Here is an 18836-nt window from a genome sequence, read left to right as displayed (position 1 = left end):
CTGTCAGAGCGTCTCGACGCCGGCTCGGCCGGGTAGCCGGCGGCGAGTGTCGAACACGTAGCGGGCGTGTTCGGCGACGAAGTCGTAGTCGAGGTGGTTGTGGTCGGCGAGCACGACCACGACATCGGCCGCGGCGAGCTCGGCCTCGGTCAGTTCGGCCGGCGTCAGGCCGGCGGGCTCGGGCTTCTCCCCCACGAGTTCGTCGACATAGGACACCTGGGCCCCCGCTTGAACCAGCAACTCGCATACCGCGACCGCGGGAGATTCGCGGATATCGGCGATATCGGGTTTGTAGGACAGCCCGAGCACGAGCACACGGGCTCCGAGCAGGGCCCCGCCACGCCGGGCGAGCCCCTCGGCGATGCGCTCGACCACATAAGCGGGCATCGAATCGTTGATCGACTGCGCCAGTTCGACGATCCGGAACGGATGGCCGGTGTCCTGCTGCACTTTCCACGCGAGGTACATCGGATCGATCGGCAAGCAATGACCGCCGACGCCTGGACCGGGTGAGAACCGCATGAATCCGAACGGCTTGGTACCCGCGATGTCGAGCGCTTCCCAAGCATCGATGCCCAGCCTGCGCGCATGCATCGTCAGCTCGTTGACCAGCGCGATATTGACCTGCCGGAAGGTGTTCTCGAACACCTTGGCCAGCTCGGCCACCCGCGGATTACTCGCCTCGACGGTGTGCTCGAGGAAGATCTCGTAAAATTCGCGCACCCGCGCCAGCGACTCGGGGGATGTCGCCGAGACCACCTTCGGCGTGGTTTCCAGCGTCCAGTGGGCGTTGCCGGGATCGATACGCTCGGGGCTGAACCCCAGATCGAAGTCCTCGCCGGGCCGCAAACCGGACTCCGCGGCCAGAATGGGGGCCACCACCTCCTCGGTGGTGCCGGGGAAGCTGGTCGATTCCAGGATCACCAGGCAACCCGGCCGCAATCTGCGACCGAGATCGGCGGCAGCCATGCGCACCCAGGTCAGATCCGGGGTATGCGCGGCGTCGAGCGGGGTCGGCGCCGTGACCACCGCGATATCGAACCCATCGGCATCGGACGGGTCGCAGGTCGGCACATAGGTGCCGGCAGCCAATACCGCGGCAAGCCGTTCGGAGCTGATATCGGCGATATGCGATCGGCCCCGGATCAGTGCGGCCACCCGCTCCTGGTCGATATCGAGTCCGATGACGCGTCTGCCATTCTCGGCCACCGCCACCGCGAGCGGCAAGCCGACATAGCCTTGGCCGACCACCACGATCTTGTCCATCGACGCCGCGCTCACGAGACGAACTCGCAGACGGTGTCGGCGATGTATTCGACCTGGGTGTCACTCAGATGCGGCCAGATCGGTATCGCCAGATTGGTGCTGCTGGCATGACGTGAATGCGGCAGCGGGTATTCGGGGGCGAAGGCCTCGAAGGCCGGCTGCTCCGGCAGCGGCACCGGATAGTAGACGTGGCTGCCGATATCCCGAGAGGTCAACCAGGCACGAAGATCCTCACGGCGTCGCACCTGGAGCGAATACACGTAGTAGCAGCGGCCGTCACGCCCCGGCGGCGGCGCCTGGATACCGTGCTCGGCCAGCCCCGCGAAACGCTCGGTGTAGTAGTCGGCGATGCGGGCGCGGCGTTCCAAGCGCGCCGCGAAGCCATCCCATCGGGCCAGCTGGAACGACGCCACCAGCTCGTCGAGACGCTTGTTCTGCCCCACCACATGGTGCATGAACCTGGTCACCCCGTCCTGGCCATGGTTGCGATGCATGCGCACCGCGGCGGCGAGATCGGCGTCATCGGTCAACACGATTCCGCCCTCACCGATCGTTCCCATCGCCTTGACCTGGAAGAACGAGAAGACACCGAGTTCACCCCAACGCCCGGCGGGTACCTCACCGAGCACCGCGCCCTGCGCGACGGCGGCATCCTCGATCAGCGCCAGCCCGTGCCGGTCGGCGATCTCCCGGTATCTCGGCATATCGGCCATGATGGAAAACAGATGCGCCGGCATCAGCGCCTTGGTGCGTTCGGTGATCGCGGCCTCGGCCGCATCGGGATCCATCACCATCGTCCACGGATCGACGTCGACGAAGATCGGCACCGCCCCGGCATTGACAACCGAGCTGGCCACCGGCTGGCAGCAGAACGCGGGCACGATGACCTCATCGCCCGGCCCGATCCCGAGGGCGGCCACACACAGCTCCAGCCCTCCGGTCCCGCTGCTGCACGCCACCGCATGGCGGGCCCCGGTCTCCGCGACGACCTTGGCCTCGAGTTCGGCCACCCGTGCGCCGAGGATGAACTTCTGCTCCGCGCTGGTGCCGAGTTCATGCAGTAGCTCATGCAGAGTCGCGCGATCTTCTTCGAAAAGATCGGGCGGAAAGAACGGGATCATCGAGCACCTCGGTAGAAATCGGCGATCGCCGTGCACACGGCATCGATATCGGTTTCGGTGAGATCCGGGTAGAACGGCAGCGCCACGGTGCGCGTCGCCGCGGCCTCCGCCCGCGGCAGGCTGCCGATCGGGTGGCGCTCGCCGCGGAAGCAGGGCTGATGATGCAGTGGCCGCGGATAGTAGATTTCGGTGCCGATGCCACGCTCGGTCAGGAATGCGACGAGTTCGTCGCGCTGCTCCACTTCGATCAGATACACGTAGAAGACGCCCTCGACCGCGACCGCGCGTTCGACCGTCCGGGGTGTCCGCACGATGCCCGGGATATCACGCAAACGTTCGGTGTAGGTGGCGGCCAGCTCCGCGCGGCGCGCGATATCGCTATCGAGCACCGTGAGTTTCGCCAGCAGAATCGCGGCCTGGATGTCATCCATTTTGCTGTTGGTGCCCGAGGCGCCCGACAGATTGGAGATACCCGCGATGTGGTCGACGGTGCGACCCATCCGCCCGTGGTGACGCAGCGTATCCGCTCTCGCCGCAATGGAATCGTCATCGGTGATCACCATCCCGGCATCACCGAGCGCGCCGAGAGTCTTGGTGGGAAAGAAGGAGAGCACACCACCGCGGCCGAGCAATCCGGCGTGCCTGCCGTCCCAGCGCATGCCGATGGCTTCGGCGCTGTCCTCGATCAGGTCGATGCCGTGCGCGGCGGCCAGTGCGCCGAGTGCGCCGAGGTCGGCGAGCTGGTGGAACAGGTGCACCGGCATGATCGCGCGGGTGCGTTCGGTCACCGCGGCCGCCGCCGAGTCGGGACACAGGGCGTAGTCGCCGTCCTCGGTGATGTCGGCGAACACCGGAACGGCACCGGTCAGCGCGACCGACGATGCGGTGGCGAAAAAGGTGAACGCGGGCACGATCACCTCATCGCCCGGACCGATACCCAGCGAACGCAACAGCAGAACGAGCGCATCGGTACCGCTGTTGACCGCGATCGCGTGCCGCGCACCGGTGTAACCCGCGATCGCGTGTTCCAGCTGCGCTACCTGACGCCCGTGTGAATACTTACCGCGATCGAATACCGCATCGACGTTCTTGCGAATCTCGGGCCATTGCCCGGTGAACGACTCGGCCTGCGAGAAAAAGGGCACAGAATGCCGGGTCGGGATCATGCCTCGGCTCTTTCGACGATTAACAGGGCAGAAACACCCGATTCGCTTCGAGTTTCCATGAATTTCCTCCCCGTGCAAGATTCTCAGCGGTGATATCGCGCCCGAATATGCCGTTCGGCAGCGGATTACGCGTCACCGGCACACTATGTGCCACATCACATCCGATGCCACTGGCAATAACCTGCCATGAGCGTTGTCACCTGCTAATCAGCAAACGCCCGGCGCTGCCTGTGGTTCGATCACGCACATGAAGACCCCCCGTCTGCTGCTGCACTCCAGGTTCCGTACCTCGCGGCGGTACCCGTCCGGATGGCTGGCCGGCAAACGTGTCCTGATCACCGGCGCGTCGTCGGGAATCGGGGCGGCGACGGCCCGGCTGCTCGGCGCCGGTGGCGCACACGTTCTGCTGGTCGCCCGGCGGGAACACGAGATCGCCGAACTGGCCGACCAGATCACTGCGGCGGGTGGTTCGGCAGCGTATGCCGTCGCCGATCTCACCGTCCCCGAGCAGGTGGACAAGGTGATCGCCTGGGTAGCAGACACTTTCGGACATGTCGATGTGCTGATCAACAATGCCGGCCGATCCATCCGCAGGCCGGTCCTGGACGCGGTGGACCGGTTCCACGACTATGAGCGCACGATGGCGATCAACTACTTCGCCGCGGTCCGCCTGACGCTCGGCCTCCTGCCTGCCATGCGCACGCAGGGGTCGGGTCAGGTCGTCAATGTGGGTACGTGGGGCGTCGGATTCGAGACCTCACCATACTTTTCGGCATACCTGGCCTCGAAGACGGCATTGGTGACCTTCGGACGCTGTCTCGATGCCGAGCTCTCCCGGGACGGCATCCGCGTCAGCGCGGTCAACTTCCCCTCCGTGCGTACCGCAATGCTCGCCCCGACCGGCAAATACGCTGCCCAGCATGCGCTGACCCCGGAGGAGGCGGCGCGCTGGATCGCCGTCGCGATCCGCAAGCAACCGGTCCGCATCGAGCCATGGGCGGTGCACGGGGTCCGACTGGTCGGCTTGTTTTCACCCCGAACGGCAGCACGCCTGCTGGTGGCATCGGGTATTTGAGGAAAGGAGTCCTATAAATCACGTCGAGCGAGGTCGCGCCGAGCAGCCGCTCGGCAACCTAGTTCGTTGAGGGGTAAGAATCTTCAAAGCGAACACATTTGTTCTTCTTCCTGCTACGCTGCCCGGGATCACCTTCGTGAGCGATCATGGGTTTCGCGATGAATGACATAGCGAGAAACCGAAGGTGTGGTCCACCGGCCCCGGTGGATTGCACCCGGCTATCGCTTGGGGGTACTGGATGAATTCTCAAGAGTCGACCTCACACCGACTATCGGCCCAGTCGCAGGGTTTCCCGGCCGCTGATACCGATCTCAGAATCCCTGAGTTCCTGGGCAGAGAATCCGAAACTCGCAGAATCGAGGATCTTCTGCTGCAGAAAGGGATCCGGCTGCTCACGCTCACCGGAACCGTTGGCGTCGGGAAGAGCAGGTTGTGCCGGGAAGTGCTCGCCGGCGAAGCATTTCGGTCATATGACCACAAGATCATCGACCTGTCCGATCAACGGGCCGACGGAAAGGCCTGGCAACCGATCCTGGCCGCGTTCGAACCAGCCGAACCCGGCGCGGGGGAACGCCCCATCGATCACCTCGTGGCTTCGATCGGCAGCGCCGACACCATCCTCGTGCTGGACAACTGCGACCACGTCAGCACCGAGATCTCCCATGACATCATGGAATTGCTGTCCTGCTGCCCCGCACTGATCGTGCTGACCACCAGCCGGGTCCCACTCAACCTCTACGACGAATGCGTCTTCTGCGTCCCGCCGTTGGCGCTCGACGCCGGTGACACCGTCGACGGCGAATACAACCCCGCGACCTCCCCCGCCTCCGAACTCATCCTGTCCAGCATCGACAGCCACTACCGCGGTGCGGCCGCACTGGTCGACCGGCTCGTGCTCGACGAAATCGCCCACGCCGTAGACGGAATCCCGCTGGCGCTGGAGATAGCGGCCTGCACGATCGGTCGTATCGGTCCGGCAGCGACGCTGCGAGCGATCAACGCCAGCACCGAACTCGAGGGCCTCAGGTTCGTCAACATCCCCAAACGTCATCGCACGGTCTGGGATGCCACCGCATGGAGTGTCAACGCACTGCGCCCCTCGGCGTTCGAACTGCTGCTGCGCATGTCGGAATGCGTGGACGTAGTCGATATCGAACTCGCCAACCTGCTCGGGGGCACCGATCGGCGCACGACAACCGATCTGCTCGCACTCCTGGTACAGCACAGCCTGATCCAGCCGGTGACCGACGAGACAGGGCATTCCGGCTTCCGGCTGGACTGGATGGTGTACAGCTACTGCCGCCGCACGCTCGCCGATGATCCCGCCCGGGCCGCGCGGGTTCGCGCGACCTACCTGGACAGCACCTGCCGGCTGGCCGAGGAACTGGGCGCGCCCGGCTTCCACAGCGTCTACGGTCGTGGCGCGGCCGAAACCGTCCGCACCTGCGGACCGGACCTGCTCGCCGCGCTGGCCCACCTGTTCGAAGGCCACGACCCCGAACGCGGCGTGCGCTTGATCGCCCGGCTCGGCAACACCTGGGTCCGCCACGGATACCTCGCAGAAGCCGAGGCACTGCTGGAATCCGTGCTGGCCGCACAACACGCGGGCGCGGAGGTGCTCGTGCAGTGCCGGATGCTCTTGGCCTGCGCCGCGTTGCGTGTCGGCCGACACCAGCGAGCGATCCAACTGCTCGACAGCACACCGCTGGTCGCGGCCTCCCCGAACCTACGCGCCATGGTGGCCCTATTGCGTGGCGAAGCCCATCGCCGCGCGGGTGACTACGACCGGGCGCGCGCCGAATTCGACTCGGCACTCGACGATCCGCCCCTGCTTCCGAGGACGTACCGGCGGTGGGTCGAACTGATCAGCCCGCTGCTCGGCGACGCCACCGCACCGGAGTGGAGGCAGGCCTGTCAGCGCGTGCGCGATCTGGAGCCGAGCCAGCTGCGCTCGGCCGCTCTCAACGCGATCGCCGAACACCGGTCACCGCTGGACGCGGCGACAGCGCTGCGGCTGTATCGCGAGGTGCTGGAAACGACCGACGCCGCCCGGTTCCCGATCGAAGTACTCACCGCGCTCGACGGATGCGTCCGCGCCTACACGCAGGCCGGGCCCGACTACAGCGCGATCGCCGCGACCCTGCGCCACCAGCACGACCTCGTATGGGCCCGGTTCTGCCCGACGCGTCCGATCACCGGCAAGGACGCCGGGCAACCGGATCACGGCCGGTCCCGGCGCGGCCGGTTCCAATCCACGCTGCGCACCAGTGCGATCGAGGAATTGCGCGAGGCGGTCGCCGCCGCATTGGCGGCCCCGATCGTGTCGCACAGTATGGATTCGCAGCTGAGTCGGCTCACCCGTAGGCAGCTCGAGGTGGCCCAGCTCGTCGGTTCCGGTATGACCAATCGAATGATCGCCAGCAGGCTGGGCATCGCCGAATGGACCGTGGTCAATCATCTGCGCCAGGTCATGACGAAACTGGACTGCCCGTCACGATTGCACGTGGCCCTGCTGGTGGAACGAGAACCGACGCTCTGACATGGGTTTCATCTGCGGACCATTCCCGCGATGAATCAACCCGGTACGCCGGGCCGGTCAGTGAATTCGCCAACGGCGCGGCGGTCGGCTCACCGGAGATCGGGGTCCGGGAACAGCGAAGGCGCCCATGGAAACCCATGAGCGCCTTCACCGTTCAATGTTCAGTGCTTACGACGCGTCTTCGGTGCACGCTTGCCCTTGGCCTGGGCCCGGGCGGCTTCGCGGCGCTCGCGGCGGGTGGCGTGGGAATCATCGCCCTCGCCGTATTCCTCCGAGGCGCTGTGCACGGCGGCGTGGCCGCCCTCGTCCGGGCCGGAGTAGCTCAGGCCACGCGGGCCGGAGGTGTCGATGCCCTTGGCGCGCAGGGCAGCCGGAGCGCCGTTGGCGGCGGGCTGAGCGGGGGCGGCGGGAACCGGCGCCGCCGGAGCACCGGCGCCGACGGGCGAACGCAGACCGGGCTGGACCGCGACGCCTTCCGGCTGCGGCTGCTGCACCTCGACCTGGAGGTTGAACAGGTAGCCGACCGACTCTTCCTTCAGGCCGTCGAGCATCGCGGTGAACATGTCGAAACCCTCGCGCTGGTATTCGACCAGCGGGTCGCGCTGGGCCATCGCGCGCAGGCCGATGCCCTCCTTGAGGTAGTCCATCTCGTAGAGGTGCTCACGCCACTTGTGGTCGAGGACCTGGAGCAGCACCTGACGCTCCAGCGTGCGCATGCTGCCCTCGCCTGCCAGGCCGTCGATCTCGGCCTCCCGCTTGGCGTAGGCGTCGTGCGCGTCTTGCAGCAGCGCCTCGAGCAGTTCCTCGCGGGTCAGTTCACCCGCCTCGCCGATGCCGGTCTCGCCGACCAGCTCCTTGTGGTCCAGCCCCACCGGGTACAACATCTTCAGCGCCGTCCAGAGCTTCTCCAGATCCCAGTCCTCGACGTAGCCCTCGGCGGTGGCGCCGTCGACGTAGGCGGTGATCACATCGGTGATCATCTCCTGGACCTGGCCCTCCATGTCCTCGCCGCGCAGGATCCGGTTGCGCTCGCCGTAGATGACGGTGCGCTGCTGGTTCATCACCTCGTCGTACTTGAGGACGTTCTTGCGGATCTCGAAGTTCTGCTGCTCGACCTGGGTCTGCGCGCTCTTGATGGCCTTCGAGACCATCTTCGCCTCGATCGGCACATCATCGGGCAGGTTGAGCCTGGTCATGATGGCCTCGAGCGCGGCGCCGTTGAAGCGGCGCATGAGCTCGTCACCGAGCGAGAGGTAGAACCGCGACTCACCGGGATCGCCCTGACGGCCGGCGCGACCACGCAGCTGGTTGTCGATACGACGCGACTCGTGCCGCTCGGTGCCGAGCACGTACAGCCCGCCCGCCTCGCGCACCCTGTCGGCGTCTTCGGCGGTTTGCGCCTTGACCTGCTCGAGGGTGGGCAGCCAGGCCGCCTCGTACTCCTCGGGGGTGTTCACCGGGTCCAGGCCCTGCTTGCGCAGCATGATGTCGGTGATGATGTCGGGGTTGCCACCGAGCACGACGTCGGTACCACGACCGGCCATATTGGTCGCCACCGTGACCGCGCCCGGCCGACCGGCCTCGGCGATGATCTCGGCTTCCTTCTCGTGGAACTTCGCGTTCAGCACGTTGTGCGCGATACCGCGCTTGGTGAACTGCTTGGACAGGTACTCCGAGCGCTCGACGCTGGTGGTACCGATCAGCACCGGCTGGCCCTTTTCGTGCCGCTCGACGACATCGTCGACCACGGCGGCGAACTTGGATTCCTCGGTCTTGTAGATGAGGTCGGCCTGGTCGGCGCGGATCATCGGCTTGTTGGTGGGGATCGGGATGACGCCGAGGTTGTAGATCTGATGCAGCTCGGCCGCCTCGGTTTCGGCGGTACCGGTCATGCCCGAGAGCTTGTCGTAGAGCCGGAAGTAGTTCTGCAGCGTGATGGTGGCCAGCGTCTGGTTCTCCGGCTGGATCTCGACGCCTTCCTTGGCCTCGATCGCCTGGTGCATGCCCTCGTTGTAGCGGCGGCCGACCAGGATGCGGCCGGTGAACTCGTCGACGATGATCACTTCGCCGTCGCGGACGATGTAGTCCTTGTCGCGGGTGTAGAGCTCCTTGGCCTTGATGGCGTTGTTCAGGTAGCTCACCAGCGGCGAGTTCGCGGCCTCGTAGAGGTTGTCGATGCCGAGCTGATCTTCGACGAATTCGACGCCGGCCTCGTGCACACCGATGGTGCGCTTCTTGATGTCGACCTCGTAGTGCAGGTCCTTCTTCAGCAGCGGCGCGATGCGCGCGAATTCGGCGTACCACTTCGAGGACGCGTCGGCCGGGCCGGAGATGATCAGCGGGGTGCGGGCCTCGTCGATGAGGATGGAGTCGACCTCGTCGACCACCGCGAAGTTGTGCCCGCGCTGGACCAGATCCTCCAGCGAATGGGTCATGTTGTCGCGCAGGTAGTCGAAACCGAACTCGTTGTTGGTGCCGTAGGTGATGTCGGCGTTGTAGGCCAGACGCCGCTGGGCGGGCGTCATGCCGGACAGGATCGATCCGACCTCGAGCCCGAGGAAGCGGTGCACGCGGCCCATCCACTCGGAGTCACGCTTGGCCAGGTAATCGTTGGTGGTGACGATGTGCACGCCGTCGCCGCTGATCGCGTTGAGGTAGGCGGGTAGCACCGAGGTCAGGGTCTTACCCTCACCGGTCTTCATCTCGGCGATATTGCCCAGGTGCAGCGCGGCGCCACCCATGATCTGGACCTTGTAGTGCTTCTGGTTCAGCACCCGCCAGGACGCCTCACGAGCCACCGCGAACGCCTCGAGCAGCAGGTCGTCGAGGGATTCGCCGTCGGCGTAGCGCTGCTTGAACTCGTCGGTTTTGGCGCGCAGCTCGTCGTCGGTGAAGTCCTCGTAGTCGGACTCGAGGGCGAGAACCTCGTCGGCGAGATGGGACAGCCGCTTGACCATGCGACCCTCACCAATCCGTAGCAACCTCGTCAGTGTCAGCGCAGGCACGGGTCTCGTCAGTCCTCTGGTCGGTGTGTCGTCGTGTCCCCGGCCCCCCGGGCCGGTACGCACGGCCCGCGTGGTGCGGAAGCCGCAGCTCGCTTCATGGTAATGCGGCAACCATGGTAGGCGCCGTGGTCAGCCGCTCGCAGGGCCGGGCCGAGGACCGGCGGGGCAGCCATCGTCACGCGCGGTGTCGATGTGGATGAACCCAACGGTACCCGTGCACGACGCATTCGCGGGAGATGCCACAGAATGGGACAAGAATCGATGTGGCGGGACCACAATGGTCGGGACGGGCTGCTCGCGGAGGCGGCACGGGAAGGAGCATCGGGCAGCGTGATCACGAGGCTGACGCCGCAGGACGCGTCCTTCTATCGACTCGAGTCGAGCAGCAACCCGATCCACATCGGCTCTCTCGCGATCCTCCAGAACACCACCGCCGATTCCGGCGACGGTCACAGCAAGCCCGTGCTCGACTACGACCGCCTGGTCGATCTGGTCGAGTCCCGGCTCTCGCTGGTGCCGCGCTACCGCAGGAAGGTGCGCGAGATCCCGCTGTCGCTTGGCAGGCCGGTCTGGGTGGAAGACAGCCGATTCGACATCAACTACCACATCCGCCGCTCCGCGCTGCCGGCTCCCGGCTCCGACGAACAGCTGCACGAACTGGTGGCCCGGCTCTCCTCGCGTCCACTCGATCAGGGCAGGCCGCTGTGGGAGATGTATCTGATCGAGGGCCTCTCGGGCGGGCGCTGCGCGGTGTTCACCAAATCCCACTCCGCCCTGGTCGACGGCGAGAGCGCGCTGGAGATCGGGCACGTCATCCTGGATTCGGGCACCTCACCGCGTGGCTTCGCCGACGACGCCTGGTGCGCCCCGCGCGAGCCGAGCGATACCGAACTGCTGGTGGGCGCGCTGACCCAGCTGGCAGGCCAGCCCAGCGAGGCGATCGAGGTGCTGCGGGAGGCGGGTTCGAGCGGCTTCGGATTGCTCGGCGCCGCCGGGCGCGCGGTCGATTCGGTGGTGTCGACGGTGCGATCGGTCACCACCGGCGCCCCGGACAGTCCGCTCAATGCCCGCACCTCCCGGCAGCGCCGGTTCGACGTCGTCACCACCGGGCTGGAGGATTACCGCAAGATCAAGCGCCGCTTCGACTGCTCGATCAACGACGCGATCCTGGCGGTGGTCACCGGCGCGCTGCGCAACTGGCTGCTCTCACGCGGCGAGGCGCTGGTCGACTCGAGCGTGCTGCGGGCGGTGGTGCCGATGTCGGTCTACGTCGACGGCGCCGACGACACCGTCAACCCCGCCGGTGAGGTGTCCTCGTTCCTCATCGACCTGCCCGTCGGCGAACCCAATCCGGTGATGCGGCTGTCGCACATCTCGCACGCCACCGAGGCCACCGCCAAGAGCAGGCGCGGTGTGCGGGCGCGCACCCTGGTGCATCTGGCCGGATTCGCACCGGCCAGCCTGCACGCGATGAGTGTGCGGGCGGCGAGTACCTTCGCAGAACACACGTTCAATCTGGTGATCACCAACGCGCCGGGTCCGCAGACGCCGATGTACATCGGTGGCGCGCGGATGCTGGAGATGTATCCGGTGTCGCCGTTGCTGCGTAATCAGGTGACGAGCATCGGGATCACGTCCTATGACGGGCGGGTCTTCTACGGGCTCAATGCCGACCGCGATGCGATGGCCGATATCGGGGTGCTGTCGGCGTCGGTGCACGAATCCATGGAGGAGATGCTCGGTGCCTGCCTCTGAGAGCAAGCTGCGCGTCTATGTGCCCGCGACCGTGCCGATGCTGCGCGACCTGGTCGAACAGCGTGAGCTGCGCGCGGTCGGCGCGACGGCGTTCGCGGTCACCCCGGCGCTGCGGGAGGCCTACGCCTCCGGCGACGACGAGGAACTGGCCGAGGTCGCCATGGGCGAGGCCGCCCGCGCCGCGCTGCGGTTGATCGCCGCCGAACGCGACGCCATCACCGAGGCCATGGCTTCCGGCGACGAACCCGACGAGGCGGCGCCTGCGGCCCTGCCGGATGCCCCGGTCTACCGCAGGGCGGTGATCGCCGCCGACGTCACCGGCGCGAAGCTGCGCCCCGACCTCGACGACGCCGTGGTGCGGCTGTCCGCTCCGATCACCTACGACCGGATCGCCTCGGTGCACGTCGACCTGGCCGACGCCGAACCGGCGGTCGCCAAGGCGGTCGACGTCATCGACGCCGCCGACCTCGGCGATCCGGATGCCGAATTCGTCCTCGGCGACGCCGAGGACCATCAGCTGGCCTGGTACGCCGCCCAGGAATTGCCGTTCCTGCTCGAATTACTCTGAGCCGTCGTCCTGACACCACCGCACCGAGCGGATAACCTACGATGCCGTAACCTTGCGGGCAGGCGGTGGACCGGTCCGCCAACGATCAGGGAGACGAACGGCAGCGATGGTTTTCAAGAGTGTCCGCGATTGGCTCGAGGCACCGGCCGCGAGCGTCGCCGAGCGCGGCGGACGGTTGAACGTGCTGCGCGGCGCGGTGGCCAGGGTGACCACCCCGCTGCTGCCCGACGACTACTTGCACCTGGCCAATCCGCTGTGGTCGGCCAGGGAGCTGCGCGGACGCATCGTCGACGTGCGCTCGGAGACCGCTGATTCGGCGACCCTGGTGATCAAGCCGGGCTGGGGCTTCGACTTCCAGTACCAGCCCGGCCAGTACATCGGCATCGGCCTGCTGGTCGACGGCCGCTGGCATTGGCGCTCCTACTCGCTCACCTGCCCCCCGGACTGGACCGATGCCGAGGCCGGCGGACGCAGGGGCAAGCAGAAGGTCATCTCCATCGCGGTCAAGGCGATGCCGGAGGGCTTCCTGTCCAGCCATCTGGTCAACGGCGTCCCGGTGGGCACCATCGTGCGCCTGGCCGCACCGCAGGGCTCGTTCGTGCTGCCGTCTCCGCCGCCGGAGAAGGTGTTGTTCCTCACCGCCGGCAGCGGCATCACTCCGGTGATGTCGATGCTGCGGGCGATGGACCGCCGCGAAGTGGTTACCGATGTGGTGCACATTCATTCCGCGCGCACCGCCGAGGACGTCATGTTCGGCGACGAACTGCGCGAGCTCGACACCAAGCATCCCGGCTTCACCGCGCAGCTGCAGCTCACCGGACAGCAGGGCAAGTTCAGCGTGGCCGCGCTCGACGAGCGCATCCCCGATTGGCGCGAACGCCAGACCTGGGCCTGCGGACCGCTGCCGATGCTCGATGACATCGAAAAGCACTGGGCCGAGGCCGGTATCAGCGAGCGGCTGCACGTCGAGCGATTCGAGATCGAGCGTTCCGCGGTCGGTGAGGGCGGCACCGTCACCTTCGGGCGCAGCGGCCGCACCACCGAGGTGGACGGTGCGACCAGCCTGCTCGAGGCAGGCGAGGCGGCCGGTGTGCAGATGCCGTTCGGCTGCCGGATGGGTATCTGCCAGACCTGCGTGGTCACCATCGCCTCCGGGCATGCCCGCGATCTGCGCAACGGCAACGAGAAGCGCGAAGGCGAGAAGGTTCAGACCTGTGTGTCGGCCGCGGCCGGTGACTGCACGCTCGACGTCTGAGCGAGTCCGGTCGATCGGACGCGACTGAATCGGGTGTTCGGCGGGTACCCTCTGGGTAAGTCGACTACGGCCCCACGCGGCCGATCGGATACGGCCCGCCGGGCTGATCGAAGACAGAAGGGACGCCGGTGGCCATCACCGACATCAAAGCCTTTGCCCATCTGACGGCCACCGACATCGAGACCCTCGGACATGAGCTCGATTCCGTGCGCCGGTCGGTGGAGCAGTCGCTGGGCGAACGGGACGCCAAATACATCCGTCGCACCATTGCCGCCCAGCGCGCGCTGGAAGTGGCCGGGCGCGCCGTGCTGTTCGGCAGCCGCAACCGCTGGGCCTGGGTCACCGGCACCGCGCTGCTGTCGGTGGCCAAGATCATCGAGAACATGGAGCTCGGCCACAACATCAGCCACGGCCAGTGGGACTGGATGAACGATCCGGAGATCCACTCCACCACCTGGGAATGGGATATGACGGGCCCGTCGGCGCAGTGGCGCCGCGCGCACAACTACTCCCATCACACCTACACCAACGTGCTGGGCAAGGACGAGGATCTCGGCTTCGGCATCCTGCGGATGACCAGGGACGAGCCCTGGCGCCCGGTGCACCTGGTGCAGCCGGTGGCGAACCTGATCCTGGCGGCGACCTTCGAGTGGGGCATCGCGCTGCACGACTGGAGCATCGAGAAGGAACTGGCGGGCATTCCCCGCCGTCAGCTGAAGTCCGAACCCAATATCGTGTTCGGCCGCAAGATCGCCAGGCAGGTGGCCAAGGACTTCCTGTTTTATCCGGCGCTCACCGGGCCGGCCTTCATGTCGACGCTGAAGGCCAACGCGACCGCGAACCTGATCCGCAACCTGTGGGCCTACGCGGTGATCTTCTGCGGCCACTTCCCCGACGGTGCCGAGAAATTCACCATCGAGCAGCTCGAAGACGAGACCAGCGGCGAGTGGTACCTGCGCCAGATGCTCGGCAGTGCCAATTTCAAGGCCGGACCCGCGATGGCGTTCATGAGCGGCAATCTCTGCTACCAGATCGAGCATCACCTGTTCCCGGATCTGCCGAGCAACCGCTACGCGGAGGTCTCCCAGCGGGTGCGCGAGCTGTGCGACAAGTACGACCTGCCCTACACCACGGGTTCGCTGGGCAAGCAGTATCTGCTGGCGTTCCGCACCATCCACAAGCTGGCGTTGCCGGACCGGTTCCTGCGCCGCACCTCCGACGATGCGCCCGAAACCTCCTCCGAACGCAAGTTCGCCGGCATCACCCTGCCCTCGCCGGTGACGAACTGGTCCGGCACCGAGCATCTGCACTGGTCCATCGATCCGGCCACGGGTCGCCGCCGGGGCCTGCGCTCGGCCATGCACGAGGCCAGGACGGTGCTCCAGGAGAAGGCCAGGCACGAGAAAGAGGTGCTGCGCGAGGCCAAGCGCGCCCTCAAGGAGAAGGCAAGGCACGAGAAGGAAGTGCTGCGCGAGGCCAAGCGCTCGCTGAAGGAGCGGGCTAAGTCGGAACGGGAGTCGCTGCGCCGCGAGTACCGGTCGCGGCGGGCGGGAAAATAACAGGTTCCACCGGCTGAAGGCAATGCGGGATTTGCCACAATTTCGGCAAGATCTCGGCAACCTACGGTCTCGTAACTTACGGTACTGTAACCGCCATGGCGATCTCGGATGTCAAGGAGTACGCGCACCTCACCGAAGCCGATGTGGAGGCACTCGGCGCGGAGTTCGACGCGATTCGGCGGGAAATCGAATCCTCGCGTGGTGAACGAGACGCACGCTACATCCGCAATGTCATCAGGTTGCAGCGTGCGCTCGAGATCAGCGGCCGCACCGTGCTGTTCGCCAGCTTCCTGCCGCCGGCCTGGCTGGCCGGCGTGGCCCTGCTCGGCACCGCCAAGATCATCGAGAACATGGAGATCGGGCACAACGTCATGCACGGCCAGTGGGACTGGATGAACGATCCGGAAATCCACTCCAGCTCCTGGGAATGGGACAACACCGGCCCGGCCAAGCACTGGAAGCACACCCACAACTACCTGCACCACAAGTACACCAATGTGCTCGGCATGGACGACGACATCGGCTACGGCCTGCTGCGCGTGACGCGCGATCAGCGCTGGAAGCCGTTCTACCTCGGCAACCCGGTGTACAACCTGGTGTTGCAGCTGTTCTTCGAGTACGGCGTCGCCATCCAGCATCTGGAGTTGGGCAAGCTGGCCGCGGGCAAGTACAAGCCCGGCTCCCCCGAGCGGGCCGAGTTCGAACGCAAGCGTGCTGAGGTGCTCACCAAGATCGGTAAGCAGACGCTCAAGGACTACGTGGTGTTCCCGCTGCTGACCGGCCCGGCGTTCTTCAGCACGCTCACCGCCAATCTGGCCGCGAACATGGTCCGCAATGTCTGGACCAATGCCGTCATCTTCTGCGGCCACTTCCCCGACGGGGCGGAGAAGTTCACCAAGGCCGATATCGACAACGAGACCCAGGGCGAGTGGTACCTGCGGCAGATGCTCGGCAGCGCCAACATCTCCGGCGGCCCGATCATGCACTTCATGACCGGCAACCTGAGCCACCAGATCGAGCACCACATCTTCCCGGACCTGCCGAGCAACCGGTATGCCGAGATCGCGGTCCGGGTGCGTGCACTGGCCGAGAAGTACGACCTGCCCTACACCACAGGCTCGCTTCCGGTGCAGTACTTCAAGGCCTGGCGCACCATCCTGAAGCTGTCGCTGCCGAACAAGTACCTGCGCCACACCGCCGACGACGCCCCGGAGACCGCGTCCGAGCGCAAGTTCAACGGCAACACCACGCCGAGCTTCGACCCGGTCACCGGTCGCCGTCGTGGACTGCGCACGGCGCTGGCGGAGGGCCGCCGCCGCTTCGCCCGTAAGGCCCTGCCGATCGGCTGATATTCGGCTCGTCGACGTGCACCCGGCCCGCCTTCACCTCGGTGATGTGCGGGCCGGGCCCGTGACACGCAGGCCCGGTGGATCCCCCGTGATTGACTCTCCGGGTGAGTGCTCCACCGATATCCGTGTACGACGCCATCCGGATGCGCCGCGATGTCCGCGCCGAGTTCACCGGCGAGATCGTCGACGACGACACCCTGTGGCGCATCCTCGACGCCGCCCATCGCGCGCCCAGCGTCGGCAATTCGCAACCGTGGGATTTCGTCGTGGTGCGTGATCGGGACCGGTTGCGCACCTTCGCGGAGCACGTCGCCGGAAAGCGCCGTGAGTTCCACGACAGCCTGCCACCGGACCGCGCGGCCACCTTCGACCCGATCAAGATCGAAGGCATCGAGCAGAGCGGCACCGGGATCGTGGTCACCTACGACCACGACCGAGGCGGGCCGCAGGTACTCGGGCGCGCCACCGTCCCCGAGACAGGCGTGTACTCAGCGGTTCTCGCGATCCAGAACCTCTGGCTGGCCGCCACCGCCGAGGGCGTCGGCGTGGGATGGGTGTCGTTCTACGAGCCGGGATTCCTGAGCGAACTGATCGGGGCGCCGGAGGGAATCCGCCCGATCGCCTGGCTGTGCGTCGGGCCGGTGCGGGAATTCCAGCAGGTCCCCGATCTGGAACGGTTCGGGTGGCGCGCCGGACGGCCGATCCACCAGGCGGTGCACCGCGAGACCTTCGGTTGCGCCGACCCCGATCCCCGCTGACCGGCCACCCGAGCGGACGATCGGCCCGGGCGCCGCACCCCGGCCGGGCTCCCGTCGCCTCGACAGCCCGCTCAGACCCGCTCGAGCACCGCCGAGGCACCGATACCGCCGGCGGCACAGATCCCGAGTAGCGCGGTCTCCTTCCCGGACAGGGCCAATTCGTTCGCCATGGTCGTCACCATCCGGGCCCCGGTCGCGCCGAACGGATGCCCGATCGACACCGAGCCGCCGTGCACGTTCAGCGTGTCGATATCGACCTCGCCGACCGCGGTATCGCGGTCCAGCCGGGTCTTGGCCCATTCGTCGCTGGCCAGTGCCGACAGCACCGACAGGGTCTGGGCGGCGAACGCCTCGTGGATGTCGACCAGGTCCACGTCGGCCAAGGACATGCCGGCCTTGTCCAGCGCCCGCGGCATGGAGATGGCCGGGCCGATGAGCACCTGGTCGGTGGGATCGACGCTGACATAGCTCCAGGAGCGGAACGCGGCGAGCGGCTGGTAGCCCAGCGCCCGCGCGGTCTCCTCGCTCATCAGCAGCACCGCCGACGCGCCGTCGGTGAGCGGGCTGGCATTGCCGGCGGTGACGCTGCCGTCCTCGGCGAACACCGGCTTAAGCTTCGCCAGCTTCTCGACACCGGTGTCGGCGCGGACCAACCCGTCGCGGGTGATCCTCGCGCCGTCGGGAGTGTCGACCGCGAGCACCTCCCGGTCGAAACGGCCAGAGGCGATGGCGGCGGCGGCCCGGTGGTGGGAGCGGGCGGCGAATTCGTCCTGGGCGGCCCGGCTGATGCCGTGGATACGCGCCATCTTCTCCGCCGACTCCCCCATCACCTCACCGGTGGTGCGTTCGGCGATCTTCGGCCGCGAAGGCAGCAGATCGGTGAACGGCGCCAGTTGAGCAATCGCCGACAGGTAGTCCTTGGGTTTCGGTTTACCCAGCGCCAGCGGCGCCATCGCGTGCACGATCTTCTGTGGCAGCTTGACCTCGGCGCCGCTGGTGGAATCGCTGCCGCCGGCGATCATGATGTCGTATTCACCGCGCTCGATGGCCGCGGCCGCCGAGGTCACCGCCTGCAAACCCGAGGCGCAGGCCCGGGTGACGGTATAGCCCTCGCAGCCCGGGTCCAGCTTCATATCCAGGGCGATCTCACGCGCGATATTGGGTGCCGCGCTGGGCAGCACCACCCCACCCCACACGATCGCCTGCACCTGATCCCCGGCCAGGCCGGTGCGTTCCAGCAGTCCGCGTACCGCGATATCGGCGAGGTCGATCGAATCCAGCCGGGTGTAATCGGTGAACGCGCGCACGAACGGAGTCCGTGCGCCGGAGACGATCACGGCACGGCGAGCAGCCCTGGTTGCCATGCGAATTCCTTTCAGCCATCGGACCCTCCAACTTACTCAGAAGTAAGTTGCGCGTC

The 18836-nt window shown here is 66.6% G+C and carries 13 protein-coding genes; 8 read left to right on the top strand and 5 right to left on the bottom strand.

The annotated features are described in order from the left end of the window. Window positions 1–3: 3 nt before the first annotated feature. The 3 genes from AC5W7N_RS17385 to AC5W7N_RS17375 are packed head-to-tail and all read right to left on the bottom strand — an operon-like array spanning window position 4 to window position 3631. Window positions 4–1281, bottom strand: a complete 1278-nt coding sequence (locus tag AC5W7N_RS17385) for a nucleotide sugar dehydrogenase (RefSeq protein ID WP_280498776.1) — start codon at window positions 1279–1281, stop codon at window positions 4–6. Beyond that, complete coding sequence (locus tag AC5W7N_RS17380) at window positions 1278–2387, bottom strand: DegT/DnrJ/EryC1/StrS family aminotransferase (protein ID WP_194989793.1); 1110 nt, start codon at window positions 2385–2387, stop codon at window positions 1278–1280. The genes AC5W7N_RS17385 and AC5W7N_RS17380 overlap by 4 nt, the downstream gene beginning before the upstream one ends. After that, window positions 2384–3631 carry a DegT/DnrJ/EryC1/StrS family aminotransferase gene (locus AC5W7N_RS17375; RefSeq protein WP_495921895.1) on the bottom strand — a complete coding sequence of 416 codons (1248 nt, stop codon included), beginning with the start codon at window positions 3629–3631 and terminating at the stop codon, window positions 2384–2386. The genes AC5W7N_RS17380 and AC5W7N_RS17375 overlap by 4 nt, the downstream gene beginning before the upstream one ends. A gap of 169 nt (window positions 3632–3800) precedes the next feature. On the opposite strand from AC5W7N_RS17375, the gene AC5W7N_RS17370 reads away from it, so the two are divergent. Beyond that, on the top strand, window positions 3801–4628 hold the full coding sequence (locus tag AC5W7N_RS17370) for an SDR family NAD(P)-dependent oxidoreductase (protein ID WP_194989791.1): 828 nt from the start codon (window positions 3801–3803) through the stop codon (window positions 4626–4628). A gap of 442 nt (window positions 4629–5070) precedes the next feature. Next, entirely contained in the window at window positions 5071–7167 is a 2097-nt protein-coding gene (locus AC5W7N_RS17365) for a helix-turn-helix transcriptional regulator (RefSeq protein ID WP_194989790.1), read from the top strand. A gap of 161 nt (window positions 7168–7328) precedes the next feature. On the opposite strand, the gene secA is transcribed toward AC5W7N_RS17365, so the two are convergent. Then, a complete protein-coding gene (secA, locus tag AC5W7N_RS17360; protein WP_495921894.1) occupies window positions 7329–10172 on the bottom strand; it encodes a preprotein translocase subunit SecA in 2844 nt (947 codons plus the stop codon). Between the two features lie 330 nt (window positions 10173–10502). Between secA and AC5W7N_RS17355 the strand changes: the two genes are divergently transcribed. The 6 genes from AC5W7N_RS17355 to bluB all read left to right on the top strand — a co-directional run bounded on the left by AC5W7N_RS17355 (window position 10503) and on the right by bluB (window position 17416). Next, entirely contained in the window at window positions 10503–11927 is a 1425-nt protein-coding gene (locus AC5W7N_RS17355; RefSeq protein WP_195019904.1) for a WS/DGAT/MGAT family O-acyltransferase, read from the top strand. A gap of 37 nt (window positions 11928–11964) precedes the next feature. Further along, entirely contained in the window at window positions 11965–12495 is a 531-nt protein-coding gene (locus AC5W7N_RS17350; protein ID WP_194989794.1) for a DUF6912 family protein, read from the top strand. A 106-nt stretch (window positions 12496–12601) separates the two neighbouring features. Beyond that, entirely contained in the window at window positions 12602–13750 is a 1149-nt protein-coding gene (locus AC5W7N_RS17345) for a ferredoxin reductase (RefSeq protein ID WP_495921893.1), read from the top strand. A gap of 128 nt (window positions 13751–13878) precedes the next feature. Then, window positions 13879–15309 (top strand): fatty acid desaturase, encoded by a 1431-nt coding sequence (locus AC5W7N_RS17340; RefSeq protein ID WP_194989787.1) that lies wholly within the window; start codon window positions 13879–13881, stop codon window positions 15307–15309. A 95-nt stretch (window positions 15310–15404) separates the two neighbouring features. Beyond that, on the top strand, window positions 15405–16658 hold the full coding sequence (locus AC5W7N_RS17335) for a fatty acid desaturase family protein (RefSeq protein WP_163809461.1): 1254 nt from the start codon (window positions 15405–15407) through the stop codon (window positions 16656–16658). A gap of 143 nt (window positions 16659–16801) precedes the next feature. Beyond that, window positions 16802–17416 carry a 5,6-dimethylbenzimidazole synthase gene (gene bluB, locus AC5W7N_RS17330; protein WP_228815621.1) on the top strand — a complete coding sequence of 205 codons (615 nt, stop codon included), beginning with the start codon at window positions 16802–16804 and terminating at the stop codon, window positions 17414–17416. A 71-nt stretch (window positions 17417–17487) separates the two neighbouring features. Here bluB and AC5W7N_RS17325 read toward each other — a convergent pair whose 3' ends face one another. Beyond that, entirely contained in the window at window positions 17488–18780 is a 1293-nt protein-coding gene (locus AC5W7N_RS17325; protein WP_195019906.1) for an acetyl-CoA C-acyltransferase, read from the bottom strand. Window positions 18781–18836 lie beyond the last annotated feature (56 nt).

The organism is Nocardia sp. CDC519 (assembly GCF_059509835.1).
Note: the sequence above shows the minus strand (reverse complement) of the source record. Positions and strands in the feature narration are given on the sequence as shown.